Origin of the sequence: Desulfohalobium retbaense DSM 5692 (genome assembly GCF_000024325.1) — a bacterium.
In the GTDB taxonomy this organism is placed as follows: domain Bacteria; phylum Desulfobacterota; class Desulfovibrionia; order Desulfovibrionales; family Desulfohalobiaceae; genus Desulfohalobium; species Desulfohalobium retbaense.
On the sequence record NC_013224.1, the window covers coordinates 1 to 14,325 of the forward strand.

At 45.9% G+C, this 14,325-nt stretch carries 17 protein-coding genes and 2 pseudogenes; 15 read left to right on the forward strand and 4 right to left on the reverse strand.

What is annotated here, in order from left to right:
• Window positions 1-27: 27 nt before the first annotated feature.
• A pseudogene (gene parA, locus DRET_RS12530) lies at window positions 28-651 on the forward strand (ParA family partition ATPase).
• A 9-nt stretch (window positions 652-660) separates the two neighbouring features.
• Complete coding sequence (locus tag DRET_RS12535; RefSeq protein WP_012813873.1) at window positions 661-888, forward strand: plasmid partition protein ParG; 228 nt, start codon at window positions 661-663, stop codon at window positions 886-888.
• 41 nt (window positions 889-929) lie between these two features.
• Here DRET_RS12535 and DRET_RS12540 read toward each other — a convergent pair whose 3' ends face one another.
• The 4 genes from DRET_RS12540 to DRET_RS13540 form a co-directional block, all read right to left on the reverse strand.
• A complete protein-coding gene (locus tag DRET_RS12540) occupies window positions 930-1,361 on the reverse strand; it encodes a hypothetical protein (RefSeq protein ID WP_012813874.1) in 432 nt (143 codons plus the stop codon).
• A gap of 138 nt (window positions 1,362-1,499) precedes the next feature.
• The gene (locus DRET_RS12545; protein ID WP_012813875.1) at window positions 1,500-1,853 is read right to left on the reverse strand and encodes a helix-turn-helix domain-containing protein; all 354 of its coding nucleotides are present in this window, start codon (window positions 1,851-1,853) and stop codon (window positions 1,500-1,502) included.
• Window positions 1,822-2,100 (reverse strand): hypothetical protein, encoded by a 279-nt coding sequence (locus tag DRET_RS12550; RefSeq protein WP_012813876.1) that lies wholly within the window; start codon window positions 2,098-2,100, stop codon window positions 1,822-1,824. The genes DRET_RS12545 and DRET_RS12550 overlap by 32 nt, the downstream gene beginning before the upstream one ends.
• A 407-nt stretch (window positions 2,101-2,507) precedes the next feature.
• On the reverse strand, window positions 2,508-2,723 hold the full coding sequence (locus tag DRET_RS13540; protein ID WP_244147949.1) for a helix-turn-helix domain-containing protein: 216 nt from the start codon (window positions 2,721-2,723) through the stop codon (window positions 2,508-2,510).
• Window positions 2,724-2,834: 111 nt separating this feature from the next.
• Between DRET_RS13540 and DRET_RS12555 the strand changes: the two genes are divergently transcribed.
• The 13 genes and pseudogenes from DRET_RS12555 to DRET_RS12615 all read left to right on the forward strand — a co-directional run bounded on the left by DRET_RS12555 (window position 2,835) and on the right by DRET_RS12615 (window position 14,297).
• Entirely contained in the window at window positions 2,835-3,653 is an 819-nt protein-coding gene (locus DRET_RS12555; protein WP_012813878.1) for a ParA family protein, read from the forward strand.
• A gap of 3 nt (window positions 3,654-3,656) precedes the next feature.
• Window positions 3,657-5,123 carry a helix-turn-helix domain-containing protein gene (locus tag DRET_RS13190; RefSeq protein ID WP_012813879.1) on the forward strand — a complete coding sequence of 489 codons (1,467 nt, stop codon included), beginning with the start codon at window positions 3,657-3,659 and terminating at the stop codon, window positions 5,121-5,123.
• A 158-nt stretch (window positions 5,124-5,281) separates the two neighbouring features.
• The gene (locus tag DRET_RS13990; RefSeq protein WP_244147950.1) at window positions 5,282-5,830 is read left to right on the forward strand and encodes a DEAD/DEAH box helicase; all 549 of its coding nucleotides are present in this window, start codon (window positions 5,282-5,284) and stop codon (window positions 5,828-5,830) included.
• Window positions 5,831-5,891: 61 nt separating this feature from the next.
• Window positions 5,892-6,566: a DEAD/DEAH box helicase gene (locus DRET_RS13995; RefSeq protein ID WP_244147951.1), complete on the forward strand. Its 675-nt coding sequence runs from the start codon at window positions 5,892-5,894 to the stop codon at window positions 6,564-6,566.
• 420 nt (window positions 6,567-6,986) lie between these two features.
• On the forward strand, window positions 6,987-7,610 hold the full coding sequence (gene parA, locus DRET_RS12575) for a ParA family partition ATPase (protein ID WP_012813881.1): 624 nt from the start codon (window positions 6,987-6,989) through the stop codon (window positions 7,608-7,610).
• Between the two features lie 9 nt (window positions 7,611-7,619).
• A complete protein-coding gene (locus DRET_RS12580) occupies window positions 7,620-7,847 on the forward strand; it encodes a plasmid partition protein ParG (RefSeq protein WP_012813882.1) in 228 nt (75 codons plus the stop codon).
• A gap of 1,077 nt (window positions 7,848-8,924) precedes the next feature.
• Window positions 8,925-9,404 carry a hypothetical protein gene (locus tag DRET_RS12585; protein ID WP_012813883.1) on the forward strand — a complete coding sequence of 160 codons (480 nt, stop codon included), beginning with the start codon at window positions 8,925-8,927 and terminating at the stop codon, window positions 9,402-9,404.
• Between the two features lie 128 nt (window positions 9,405-9,532).
• Window positions 9,533-10,174 (forward strand): DUF4852 domain-containing protein, encoded by a 642-nt coding sequence (locus tag DRET_RS12590; protein ID WP_012813884.1) that lies wholly within the window; start codon window positions 9,533-9,535, stop codon window positions 10,172-10,174.
• Window positions 10,175-10,785: 611 nt separating this feature from the next.
• Window positions 10,786-11,451 carry a thermonuclease family protein gene (locus DRET_RS12595; protein ID WP_012813886.1) on the forward strand — a complete coding sequence of 222 codons (666 nt, stop codon included), beginning with the start codon at window positions 10,786-10,788 and terminating at the stop codon, window positions 11,449-11,451.
• Between the two features lie 234 nt (window positions 11,452-11,685).
• A complete protein-coding gene (locus DRET_RS12600; RefSeq protein WP_012813888.1) occupies window positions 11,686-12,366 on the forward strand; it encodes a hypothetical protein in 681 nt (226 codons plus the stop codon).
• Between the two features lie 264 nt (window positions 12,367-12,630).
• Window positions 12,631-12,948, forward strand: a pseudogene (locus DRET_RS12605) (ISKra4 family transposase); the annotation flags it as partial.
• Between the two features lie 75 nt (window positions 12,949-13,023).
• Window positions 13,024-13,407: a helix-turn-helix domain-containing protein gene (locus DRET_RS12610; protein WP_012813890.1), complete on the forward strand. Its 384-nt coding sequence runs from the start codon at window positions 13,024-13,026 to the stop codon at window positions 13,405-13,407.
• Window positions 13,408-13,445: 38 nt separating this feature from the next.
• Window positions 13,446-14,297 carry an integrase core domain-containing protein gene (locus DRET_RS12615; RefSeq protein ID WP_279614526.1) on the forward strand — a complete coding sequence of 284 codons (852 nt, stop codon included), beginning with the start codon at window positions 13,446-13,448 and terminating at the stop codon, window positions 14,295-14,297.
• Window positions 14,298-14,325 lie beyond the last annotated feature (28 nt).

The following is a 14,325-nucleotide window of genomic DNA, read 5'->3' on the forward strand; positions in this document are numbered from 1 at the left end:
TTCAGCAAAAACTGAAAAGGGGTCTTTATGATTATTTCACTGCTCAATCAAAAGGGCGGTGTCGGAAAAACCACCCTGGCTGTCTCGCTGGCCGGCTAACTTGCTCAGATGGGGAGCCGGGTGCTTTTGATCGACGCAGACCCCCAGGGATCCGCCTTGGATTGGGCCGCAGCCAGAGAAGGGGAGCCATTGTTTCCTGTGGTCGGATTGCCCAGGCCCACGGTCCACAAAGAAATTCAGGGCTTCGTCGGGGATTACGACCATATTGTGATCGATGGGGCACCACGGGTCACGGACCTGGCCCGGTCGGTCATCATGGCCTCCGATGTGGTGGTCATACCAGTGCAGCCCTCGCCCTATGACATTTGGAGCGCCGAAGAGGTGGTGGGCCTGGTCAACGAGGGCGCTATCTACAAAGATCGCCTGAAATCATGTTTTGTAATAAATCGTAAAATCGTAAATACGGCGATAGGCCGGGACGTGAAAGAAGCGCTGGCCAACTATGATTTGCCGATTCTGGCGGGCACGGTCGGTCAACGAGTGCTCTTTGCCGAGGCGGTGGCCTCCGGGCTGACCGTCTCCGAGGTGGATCCGAAGAGCAGCGCAGCGGCAGAGGTACAGGGGGTCGCCGCCGAAGTCTTGGAACTCTAGGGGGAGATCATGGCGAAAAAGGTAGGCTTGGGGCCGAGACCCACAAGGAAGGCGAAATCGGATCAGAGCCAAAACGCATGGGTATCCGGGGCGGACCAGGGCGCAGAGGCGAAAAAGCGCCTGACAATCGATATTTCCGAATCATTACACCGCAGAATCAAGGCCGACTGTGCCAGCCGGGGAACGAAGATTGCCGATGAAGTCCGGGCGTTGTTGGCTGAAAAATTTGAAGGCTAAAAAAAGTTACTGGTCTGACCGGTGCGGTCATTGCTCATTGACTATTCCTTAGGAATGTTTGAGCGATAAAAGGCTCGGGCTCCCTCTGCAGACCATTGCCCGCTGCCGGACAATGGCGGCAAACCCTCGTTGTTTAGGGTGTCGGCTACGTCCCACCAGGACGTGCCCTTCCTGCGTAGCTGGCGAATCCGCTCGACACGCACAAGCACAGGATCGGGCTCCGGTTCGGCTGTGTATCCATATTCGACTACAAGCTGATGGATACGGGCACGGACCAGGGCCGCCCGGTTTACCTTGAGAATGTCAGCGTCCTCGATCCAGGCGAGTACCCAGCGCCGCCTTTCCTCTGCTCCTGCCGTGACCCGCTCTAGCTCTTGCCACCAGAAGCGTTCAAGATTGATTGAATAGACCCGACTGCCCTGCCGGAAGCTGCGCCGCTCGTGGCCGAAATCAAGATCAAACTCCATGACCATACGGAACACCCTTTTTGGCTTGTAGTCAATATAGACTACATAGCAAACGAAGGCAAGCCACCTTTGGCGAAATGTCGGGAACAAAAAAACCCGGAGCCCAAAGGTACCGGGCTGTGGGCTTTGAAAATCAAAGCGGAACTAGAGAAAGATCCGGTAATCCAGGTTCAGCACTTCAGCCAAACGCTTAGCCCGGTCCTTTCCGATCTCCAGTTTCCCATTCTCCATGCTCGAAAGATGGCTCTGAGCGATCCCTGTCTTTTCGGAAAGCTCGACCTGAGTCAGGCCCGACCGGTTCCGGGCTGCCCGCAAAATGACGCTGTATTCGGGCTCAACCTCAAGCTCAGGGAAGAGTTCACGCCAAGGGACACAATCGCTCGTGTCTACATAGCCATGTTTTTTGAGGTCCCGGAGCACTTCAGCCTTTTTTTCCTTGGGACCGGTGATCCGGATGTCCACGGTGTCAGTATGGTGCTTTTTCGTGCGTACCTGCATAAGTCACCTCGATAAGGTTGATTTCTTCGCCAACCTCTTCCCAAACAACCACATACGTGGGCTGGCCGCCCTTGATGTGGCAATGGTGCTTGTTGGGGCCCAGCTTGGAATAGTTGGGCCAATTTCCTCTGACCGGACCGGCGTCCTCCATTTCCCGCAGCAGGACCAGAAAATTGTCTCTCGCCACGGCAGGGAGTTTCAACAGATTTTTCTTGACTTTGTTTTTTACTTTCACCGTCCAGGCCATGATTCTTGGATATTCCTTTTTTTAGTATATTGTCAATGTGGGATCGGCCTTTTTGCACCCTCAAGGAATCGGGGTGAATAGGTGTCGAGTGCATTTTATCTCAAAAATTCTGAAGCGCTTTTTGCCGAAGCCCTGCCATTGTCACGGGGAACCGAGGCCTTGCTGTTAAAGGCTTCAGCTATCTTTTCCTTTGGCGACGGGCTACGTCACTCGTACTCAAAATCCAGGACGAACTCTATGACCATGCGAACCCCCTTTTTGCCATGTAGTTTATATTGACTACATAATAAACGAGGCCAATTCCCTCCTGACGAACACCATGGACAAAACAGCCCTGAACCTCCGGGTTGTGATATTTGAGAGGTCAAACAGGACTAAAGAAAGACCCAATGATCCAGGCTCAGAATTTAAGCCAAACGCTTGGCCTGGTCCTTTCCGATCTCCAGCTTCCCATTCTCCATGCTCAAAAGATGGCTCTGAGCGATCCCTGTCTTCTCGGAAAACTCGACCTGGGTCAGACCCGAGCGATTCCCGGGCTGCCTGCAAAATGACGCTGTATTCGGGCTTGTCCTCAAACTCGGGAAAGAGTTCACGCCAGGGAACAGAGTCACTCGTGTCCACATACCCAAGCAGACAACTCCCACGAACCATACAAAGCACCTTAAAGTTGTTGACAGGCAGGGATTTTAAGCCATATACCCCCCTAAGGTTTGCAACATAATATTAAGGGGTTTATGATGGCTATCATTTCGCTGGTTAACAATAAAGGCGGTGTCGGGAAAACGACTATGACTGTTAACCTGGCACACGCTTTGGCCAATCGCCAGAAAAATGTGCTGGTTATTGACTTAGACAGCCAATGCAATTCATCTTCGCTACTTGTAGATAATAAATTTGTCGAAGAATCACTCTACGATATCCTTAACGGAGAAAATGATGACATTGGTAAAGCTATCTACTCTACTCCTTATGATCGCCTCAAATGCTTAGCAAATGAAGAAGAAACGAGCGCCCTTGAATTTGACTTGTCTGCAAACCTTCCAGACAATTATAATATTTTAAGGGCTAATATAAAAGAATATGTTAATGATAAATTTGATTATACATTAATAGACTGCCCACCAAATTTAGGTTTCTTTGTTATAAATGCTTTAGTTGCCTCAGATTTTGTTATTGTACCTGTCATGTGCGGATCTAGATTTTCAATTGAAGGTCTGACTAAAGCTATTAAATTAGTTCACTATATACAACAAGAAGACGATAATGATCCAACCAGGGTATCTAATCCAGATCTACGTTTTCTTAGGCTCGCTATAAACAGCATTGACAAACGGACCACAATGTCCAAGGTCATCCTGGAGCGTCTTAAAAAGAATTTTGGTGAAGATCAGATATTTGAAACAAATATTGGTATGAGTACAGTATTCCACCAAGCAGAAGACTTAAACAAAACAGTTATCCGCCACGCACCGAGATCAGTCGGAGCCCGAGCTTACAGGGATCTAGCCAAAGAACTTTGCGGGGTTCTTGGCGATAGTGATGAAGGGGAATAGCTCATGGCCAAGAAAAAAAGACGCTCCCTCTACGACACATTATCCGCACGGGATAGCGGACAGGACGATGAGCTTCGAGAGACATTTAAACGTGTACGTGAAATCAATACAAAACAGTCCACTGAAACCACCCCTCCATCTGAGAACTCCAATAAAAAAGTCCAAGCCCAAGACAAGAGCCCATCTGGACCGCTCATTCATACCGCCCAAACAAACCGCTCAAACATACCGATTACTCATTCAGATCAACAAAGTAATAATAAAGAAAATAACAAATCAAAACAAGAATTTAACAAAGATAGCCTTGGTGACACAAACCGCTCACCTAAAGCGCCCACAAATACCGCTCAAAACAACCGCTCAAGCAAAGCGCTCGCTAATACCGCTCAGGTAGACCGCCCAAACAAACCGCTCGAAAACAACCATACCGCTCATTTAAACAGCTCAAATGAACCGTTTACTCGAGCGCTTCGAGCGCAATCATTGAGCGGTACTAATGAGCGGTATGCCCAAGCGGTACAAATGAGCGGTTCAGAGGAGTCACATGAGCCCACTGAAGACCCTCAAAATATCCTCCTAAAACCCAAATCTTCCATCAGATCTAGAAACCAAAAAAAGATTTTTGACTACCTTCAGCGGATTGGCTCCCAAACGACCACCCTTACATATATATCTAATATTACTGGTGTTCCGTACAGCACAACGAGACGAATAATAAGCAAATTTAAAGCTGAAGGGCTTATTTATTACAGAACGCTGTTCGTTAAGGACGTAGGCTGGTGCGCAAAAATCTGGATAATAAATTCAGAAGGCGAGACACCCAACCGAGCGGTACAAATGAGCGGCATAAATGGGCGGTATGAATGGGCTGTATCAAACGCCTCTAAGATAGATAGAGAATCTATCTATCTAAAAGAGGGGGGTGTGGGGGGAGATGGGCAAGATCAACCTGACAACTCATCCTCTTCTAGTGAGGCTCGTCTCAACCAGCTCACCGACGAAGATATTGCTTTCTTTTGGCCAAAGCTTCACCAATCTGGTTTTGGAGCTCACCAGGTCCAGCAAATCGTTCAAAGACTTTCCAAGGTGGATAAAAAAGCCGACAAAGTTATCCAGGGGCTTGATCACGCTGAATGGGAACTAGATCAGGGAAAGATGACTGACAAAGAAGGTAATCCCGTAGGGAATCCATGTTCTTACGTGTTCAGTTCTCTAGCCAGAGAAGGCTATTATCGTCGTCCATCTGGATATATTTCCCCGGAAGAACAAGCTGAGCTGGATGCCAAGGAAGAAGCTGATAGGCTGCAACAACTGGGGAAAGAGAAAAAGGAATCTCAGTTTAAAGCATGGAAGGCAAATTTGTCGGAAGAGGAGTTAAATCAAATTTTGGCTTGTAAAACTCACAAAGGACCAACGGATCCGTGGCTTAGGCAATATTGGGAAAAGACTATTTATTATACAACAAAGTAATTTTTTTATGTTTGTCTATATCTTTATTTTTCTAATTGTATAACCCGAAATATTTAAAAAGATCATTAATAAATATGACCGTAGCAACAGTCACGGTTGGCAGACACTCTGAGCTCCGGGGGGCACCGGAGTCGATTCTTCGTCGGATTCGGGAGGCAATGACCCTGGAGAATCCCAAGTATTCTCAGGCAGAACGATTTGGGCGTTACACCGGGGCTCTGGATCCGGTGATTGAGCTTTGGGAGGACATACCAGGTGGGGTGGCATTCCCCCGTGGCTGGACCCGCCATGCCATCGTTTTATTACAACGAGCTGGGATCCAGTGGAAAATCGACGACCAGCGACGCGCCCTCGACCCGGTATCCTTTTCTTTTGTCGGAAAGTTACGGGACTCCCAGGCTCAGGCTGTACAGGGTGTTTTAAGTCGGGATTTCGGAGTATTGGAGAGCGGGACCGGATCCGGCAAGACCGTCATGGCTCTTGCCGTTATTGCCGAGCGCCAGCAACCTACCTTGATCCTCGTACACAACAAGGAACTGCTGCACCAATGGCGGGAACGGATCAAAGCCTTCCTTGCCCTGGATAAGGTGGGGCAGATCGGGGACGGGAAGGCAGAGGTCCGACCAGTGACCGTGGGCATCGTCAACAGTGTCAGAAAACGCCTGGACAGCCTCCCTGAGAGCTTCGGGCACCTGGTCGTGGGATGAGTGCCACCGCACCCCGTCCACGATGTTCACAGAGGCCGTGAAGGCGTTTGACTGTCGCTTTATGCTTGGCTTGAGTGCCACGGCCTACCGCCGGGACGGTTTGACCCGGCTGATCTACCTCACCTTGGGAGATCGGACTCACTGGGTAGACCCGCAGCGGCTTCGAGAGATCGGGGCGGTCCTGACGCCGAAGATCATACGCCGGGAGACTGTATTCCAATATGACTACGCCGACGACTACCCGGCAATGGTCAGCACCCTAGCCGAGAACGAGGACCGAAACCGGCAGATTGTTAATGACGTGATTGCCCAAGTTCAAGATCAGGCTGGTACCGCCCTGGTGGTCAGTGACAGGGTGACCCACTGCGAGGCCCTGGCGGAGCTTGTGCGGGACGCAGGACAAGGGGCCGAAGTGTTGACCGGAAAAACCCCGAAGGAGGGGCGAGAGCGTATTGTGAATGCTATCCAGGCCGGGAAAGTGCCGGTGTTGTGTTCGACCATCCAGCTTTTGGGTGAGGGGTTCGATTGCTCTGGCCTGTCCAGTCTGTTTTTGACTACGCCGGTGCGCTTCAGGGGGCGGTTGCTCCAGATCGTGGGCCGGATTCTCCGCCCTGGTACGGGCAAGCGCCCCAGGGTCTTTGATTATGTAGATGTCCACGTGGGGCTGTTGCAGCACCAGGCGCAAAAACGGGCACAGGCTCTAGAAGGGGTGGTATATGGTGCGGCTTCTATTTAACGGCCGATATATCGTACTGAACAAAGGCGAGGTGTCGTGTTCTGACGAAATTGTCCGAATCCACGCACAAGGCGTTTTGCAATTGGTCAAGGCACAGAAGAAAACCGGCCCTAGCGATGGGGACCCGGATTATGTTTGGGCCGAAATGTTCCAGGAGTACGGGTACGAAGTCGTGGAGTTTACGCTTGAGAGCCAACCTTCGCCTAGTGCGATCAATTAGGTAATTCAGGGAGGGGACATTACTTGTTCTACCTATAGTTCACCCCGATACAAACCCTATATAGACCCTAAAAAATTTTGGCGCATTAACGAACAAACTGGACAGATCGCCCGCGCGTGGAAAAAAAACGTATTTTAACAAAACCGCATTTCTGTATTTACTGAAAGCTGTATTTCAGCAAAACCAGGAAAGGGGTCTTTATGATTATTTCACTGCTCAATCAAAAGGGCGGTGTTGGGAAAACCACCCTGGCTGTCTCGTTGGCCGGCCAGCTTACTCAACTGGGGAGCCGGGTGCTTTTGATCGACGCAGACCCCCAGGGATCCGCCTTGGATTGGGCCGCAGCCAGAGAAGGAGAGCCGCTGTTTCCTGTGGTGGGACTGCCCAGGCCCACAGTGCACAAAGAAATTCAGGGCTTCGTCGGGGATTACGACCATATTGTGATCGATGGGGCGCCACGGGTCACGGACCTGGCCCGGTCGGTCATCATGGCCTCCGATGTGGTGGTCATACCAGTGCAGCCCTCGCCCTATGACATTTGGAGCGCCGAAGAGGTGGTGGGCCTGGTCAACGAGGGAGCTATTTATAAGGAAAAACTAAAATCATGTTTTGTAATAAATCGTAAAATCGTAAATACGGCGATTGGACGAGATGTGAAGGAGGCCTTGGCAAATTATGATCTGTCCATATTGGACGTCACCGTGGGCCAGCGAGTGGTGTTTGCTGAAGCCGTGGCCTCTGGGCTGGTCGTTTCTGAGGTGGCTCCAAAAAGCAATGCCGCCACAGAGGTTAAGGCATTTGCAAACGAGTTATTGAAATTCTAGGAGCATAGGATGGCCAAAAAGGTAGGATTGGGACCAAAACCCTCGAAAAAATCTGATGGGGATAAAAGACAAGATGCCTGGGTGTCCGGGGAGGACAAAAGTGCCGAGAAAAAGAAGCGCCTAACCATCGACATCCCTGAATCGCTTCACCGGAAAATCAAAGCTGATTGCGCTATACGGGGAGCGAAGATAGCTGATGAGATCAGGGTTCTTTTGGCTGAGAGGTATGACACCTGAAACGGTGGTGAGGGGTGAGGCAGCTAAATTCTGGCCTGTAGAGGGGCAGAATTCGATGCAACAAAAGTCCATTTTTGTTATATATCCCCCTGGTTTTGTTGCATGTGCCGCCTGATTTTTATTTTGAGCAAAGGAAGAGCGCTATTGGCTTTTGTTGGTTCTATCGGAAAAGCTGTCATTTAAAAAGCGTGGTAGGCCACGTTAGTCATGGGTTCCTGATCTGACCGTTGCGACATAAGGACATCTCCTTGGGTTTGAGGCGGTGGTGCCATTGTCCCAAATCAGTGTCCAACAAAACTGTAACCCGGACCAGAAGTGGCCAAATCCGCTTGGCCTGATTAAGCAAAGGGCCTATGGTAAAATTGTGCCATGGGCCCTATTTTATTTAGTATTCTTAGGGTTTATTTGAAAAAAGAGCCGAATCGAGAAGAGTTGGGAATCTTTTACATTTGAATTGTATGTGATTTAACCTATTGGGAAAAAATATTTTTTTGGAAAAAAGGTTTAGAAAGGAAAAAAAGAATTTGACTTTTAGATTGTACTATGCTATTGTACTAGCCTGTTGGCACACAGTTTTCTGTAAAAATCGAAACGGGAAATTTATTTTTCGAACTTAGTATGCACTGAATGAATGTCAAGTTTTTTTTAAAAAAAATAAATAAATATTATTTAAAATTAAATGCTATAAAAAAAATCTCGAAAAAAGCAAAGTGTGTTTTAAATAATATGTTTAGTTAAAAACATACAGTTTTCGAAGAAAATAAATATATAAAATAAAAGTTTTTTTTATTTAAACGGCATTAGTTGAAAAGTGGGTGGGTATAAAATTCTCCTACTATGAGTGTGGTATTAAAAGTATTGGTAGGGATTTTTAAAATTATCTATATATGATTTATCGGTATTTGCGATTTACTTTAAATTTAAACATTGAGAGTGTTTTAATTTTATAAATTATTTCTGGGCACCTACGTTTTATGTCTTGAATATAAAAAGTGATGCCTAGAATTTTTATTGTGAAATATAGGCATGTAAAAATTTTAAAGAAGCGATTAATAAGGCAATCCGATGGAGGAAAACGTGGAACTGGTCTGCGTTGTCCGATATAACTTATATTTTGGAGGTTTTATGCATTTTAGGAACTTTGTTGCTTTTTTTTGCATTTTTTCTGCATTTTTTGTTTTTCTTGGCTGCTCATCAGGAGAGATGGGTAAGGATGAAATAGAGGATCAGATTTATTCACAATTTATTGAAAGTTCAAAAAAACAAATGAAAGCTCAATTGCCTTATTTATATAGAATTTCACCAGAATCGCAAGATATGACTAAAGAAGAGTTTATTAAAAAGAGTATGAAAGCAATGGATACAATTCAATTTGACTCTTTTACAATTACAAATCGCAAAAAAATTGGTGAAGAGAAAAATAAAGAAAGGGTAGAGTTTATAATTTCAGCTTCAATGGAAAAAGATGGAAATAGGCAAAGTCTAGTTAAAGATAAAGAGGGGACAGCAATGTTGACCAAAAAAGACAGCGGATGGACGATCACGTCAGTCAAATAGTCGTGTAAGTAGACTAAGATGAAGATTTTTTTTTAAAAAAAGAGCTTCATCTTATTGTAAAGTACTTTCATATAATGGCTTAGGGTGAATATATATCCTGTAACTATATAATTAAAGGAGATTAAGAGATGAAAAAGATTTTTTCTCTTGCTTTGCTTTGTGCACTAGTTTGTTCTACCAGTGCTATGGCTCATGATTTAAACTGGGACAATCTTATGATGGCGGCAGTAAAAATGCAGCCTCATTTTGATTATGAGGCAAATGTAGATTCATACATGAAGATTTATAGGTCAGATGTATGGGATAGATATAAAAATGATGAGTTTGAGATACAAGACAAACGAAATGAAACAATTAAAATGATGAAGGATAGGTTTTCTTCTTTTTCTTTAGATGAAGAATTCACTATTTACACATCATTAAAATTTGGTAGTTATGATTTTGATAAACAGGTGTTCCCACTTAATTCATTTTCAGCTAATTCCTATCTCGTAGAAAGAAGATACAACAATTGGTCTTTTCCTAAGGCATATAAAGTATTCTTCATTAATCCAGAGAAGATTGGTGATATTAACATGGAAAAGGACAAAGCTAAGAATTTTTTGAAAAAAAGAAAAAGTAGTTACGGCAATGTTGACAGAAATGTCAATGCGAAGATAAAGTTTAGTGTCACAGATCTTAAAAATGGACGCAATGAATTAGAGGCTAAATTAGAGCATGTAACCATTTACAGTGATGATCAAATGTCAAAGGTTATTCAAAAATTTTAATTGCCCAATAAAGCCATAACCAGTAGGAAAAACGCCCTTATTCCTTAATACAGCTTCTTTTCTACTGGTTATGGTAGTTGTTATTTAGAATTTTTAAACGCGCAATGTCTTTTCAGACTCCTCATACAAATCTGTGTATAATTTGGGACTCAGGTAGATCGCCCATGCCTCGTTGGATGACATTGCCTATTCGAATATAATCCAGACCGAGAATCTGGCTCAACTTCTGGTCGGAAAAGGTATTTTGACCAAGGAGGAGTTCAGTCGCAAGGTCGAAGAGATCCACGCCACATTCATGGCCCAGCAACCCCACTCAGGGCAAAGCGAGGCCTGACATCTCAAATCTTTTCTTGGCGTATATCTGTGCGTTGCTCCATCTTCAAAGCCGGCCAAGCGAGGCGCCCTTGTCTCCATATAAGTACATCGATCCCTAAACCGGCCTTTTGAGATCCACCAAGCGGTATCTTGAAGCAGGTCAACGATCCAGAAAGTCCGGCGGACCCGGAAGATGCTTCAGACCATGTCTAAAGAAGATTTGGATCTTTACGATCTCTCTGGGGTGCTGGACAGCACTCTCAAAGAGGCCCAGGAGATGCTCGAGGAGTTCAAGTATGAGGCGCTTTACGGCTAATGCCCGGATTGCCTTGGCAAGATATGTCCTTGTCTGGATTATTGTTCTTCTCTCCCCGGGCCTGGTTTTTTCCTGGACAGGTAAGGCGGTCCATATCAAAGACGGCGATACGATCGTGGTCTTACGAGACCATTCTGAGGTCGACGTGCGCCTGTATGGTATCGATTGTCCGGAAAAGCGTCAGGATTTTGGAACCAGAGCCAAGCGGTTTACTGCTAAGATGGTCGGTATGCAGCGCGTGGAAGTCCAAGAAATGGATGTTGACCGCTACGGTCGCGTGGTCGGCCTTGTCGCCTTGGCCGGTTCAGGGGAAAGTCTAAATGCGGCATTGCTCTATAATGGCCTAGCCTGGGTTTATCACAAGTATTGCGGACAAGATTTTTGTGGCCGCTGGATCACCTTGGAACGAAAGGCGAAGCTCGCCAAACGGGGGATGTGGGGGCAACCAAATCCGATCCCCCCTTGGGAATGGCGGCATGGTGGCCGCTCTGGCAGCCAGAGTAGAAGCGAGGCTGGTGGCGACAAGGATTGTAGCGATTTTTCGACCCAAGGCCAGGCGCAGCGGTTCTTTGAGGCCCATCAACCCGGCGACCCCCATCGCTTGGACGGAGATGGGGATGGGCAGGTGTGCGAAGGGCTGCCATAATGAACCTCACATCTTTTGTAGTGGATTTGAGAATTTCCACACGATGCATCGAAGAGACTTTTATATACAATTTTTGAATCTGTACAGTGCGGGAGATTTCCATGCTCTGTCTTACATTTATTATTTCAAAATATATAAACATTCCAATTTATGTAAATTGAAAAAAGCCAAAAAAGTAGTATAAAATTTTGCGATTCATTTTTTTAATTATAAAATTCAAAAAAGGTCACAAAAATGGGTATATTGAATTCTTTTTTTAGATTTTTTAAAAATGAAAACACTATTTATAAAAATGAAATCAAGAGTTTTATCGATTCTAATATTGAAGATACTGGAATCGATATTAACGATGAAAACTTGTCAGCAAAAGACATTGCTTACATTTGCGAAAATATAATAAACAGTGTATCTTTTACATCAGCTCTGCACTCTACAAAAAAACATCCAACTTCTAAATTTTACGAAAAAAACAGCAAAGATAACTTAGCTCTATTTTATAGCTACTTCTTAGAATTGTACTATATAATAAGTATTCAGGTTTTTGGAATATTTGACAGTGAAAAACTAGAAAAAGCTTCTCAAATATTGATAGAAAAAAAGCTTGAAAGAGAGGAACAAGAATTACAAGCACTTAAAGATGATAAAACCATTAAAAAAATAGGTATCCCTGAAGAAGTAATTCAAAAAACAGAAAAAGAGATCGGGGATAGTTTATATAAATACAAAGGTTATCACATAAAATATGCAAAAAAAGAAGAAAGAAAAACACCAATGTTTAAATGCGCAACCACAATAACTAAAGAATTATACCCAAAATATTCAAAAAAAATTGAAGATGACATATATTCAATATCTTACCTATGCTTTACATACCTACTCGAATACCTACATCCGCTATGCCATAAATGCAGATAAAATATCAGACAAACCAACACCTTAAGTAGTGACAACCCAAAATTGACCAGGCGTGATAACGCAAATCTGACCACCCCCTGGGGTTGTTTCAGGGTAGCCTTCCCAACCCCCGGGGTGGGGAAGCGGCCGGTCTTAGTTACTTGGGGTGCATTCGGTAGCTGCGACCGTTTTTAAAAAGCCAAATTGCTAAATAAGTAACTGTTATTTATTGAAAAGTTTCAGTAAATACTGTAATATCTCCGCAAATCTACCGGAGGTATTACCATGCAGACTGCTCTAAATCAGAGTGATATTTATAAAGACCGGGCTCATCGGAAGTACTTTAGCGATATGAAAGAATTATTTGACAACGTATACGATATAATTGACGTACCCGGGATGTCACTGTTTGAAAATATTGAAAAACTCCGCGAGCATAAGCTATACAATCTCGATCCAAAAATGCTGTCTGCGATCATTGAGACCAAGCTAGAGCAATATTTTTCTAGCTTTGAATGCCCTATATGTGGTAGTAAATGTTCGCATAATAGAAAATCAAAGAGACACATCGAAACTACTTACGGAACCATATTATTTGATTCTGGTCCGGGTTACAGTTTTGTTGGACACTGATTTGGGACAATGGCACCACCGCCTCAAACCCAAGGAGATGTCCTTATGTCGCAACGGTCTGATCAGGAAACCGGTAGCTGCCCGGGGGCCGCGGCCCCCGGGCAGCAGCAAAAAAACCAAAAGCCTCAGCGTATCTCCGCCAAAATGAAGACCAGGGTCGTACAACGGGTAATGCGAGGTGAAAGCCTGGAGCTTTTGGCCCGAGAATTCGGCACCTCTGTCGCCAAGGTCTCGCAGTGGCGAGATGAATTTATCCAGGCTGGCGAAGAGGCTATGAAAAAAGATCGCGGTTCGGATGAAAAAGACCGCAAAATCGCAAACTTGGAGCAGAAGCTGGGTGAAACCACCATGGACTACGAGCTTCTGCAGGACAAGGTCAGGCGCCTGGAGCAAAAGCGCCCTTTGGCCCGGAGGAAGTCGAAGAAATGAGCCAGGCCGTTTCGGCTTCCACGGGAAAGGCCTACACCATGCGCCGAGTCTGCAGGGTATGGAGAATACCCCGCTCTACTGTCTATCATAGGTTGCAGCAAAGCAAGCAGTGCTCATCACGTCCCCGCGGCCCCAAGGCTTTTTATTCCGATGCTGAGCTAGTTGCCCATATTAAGGATCTTCTCGAACAATCCCCTTTTCACGGGGAGGGGTATCGAAAAATCTGGGCCCGCCTCCGGTTGCAGGATATACGCACCTCCCCGCGCCGTGTGTTGAGGGTGATGCGAGAAAATAACCTGCTGGTTTTCCAAAATACCAGCATACATCCTGGACCCAAGGCGCACGATGGAACGATTACCCAAGAAAGCAGTCATGTTATGTGGGGAACAGACATGACCAAGGCGTACACCATCCGTGATGGGTGGGTGTCTGTTTTCGGTGCTGTAGACCATTTCTCAGCAGCTTGCATGGGCCTGCATGCAGCAAAGCCAGGGACTCGTTTCGAAGCGGTTGAGCCAGTGCGTCAGGGCGTTCGTGAGGCCTTTGGCGCTATCGAACAACACATGGCGCAGGGAATTACGATGCGGCATGATTGTGGGTCGCAATACCTCTCCAAGGTCTTCCAGGATGAGTTGCGATTTCTTGGGTTCACCATATCCCCGGCGTTCGTACGTTCACCGCAATGCAATGGTTGCATTGAACGCTTTTTCCGGACCCTCAAGGAAAATCTGCTTTGGGTGCGGTCCTTTCAGGATATAGAGGAACTCAGCCAAGCGCTTCAGGAGTTCAAAGAGCAGTACAACACGCAATGGCTTATTGGCAGGCACGGCTACCAGACGCCCTACCAGGTATTAGCAAGCCACAGGCCTCAACAAGGTTTAGCAGCCTGATTTTTGTGTTTATGTGTGTCCAAAATCT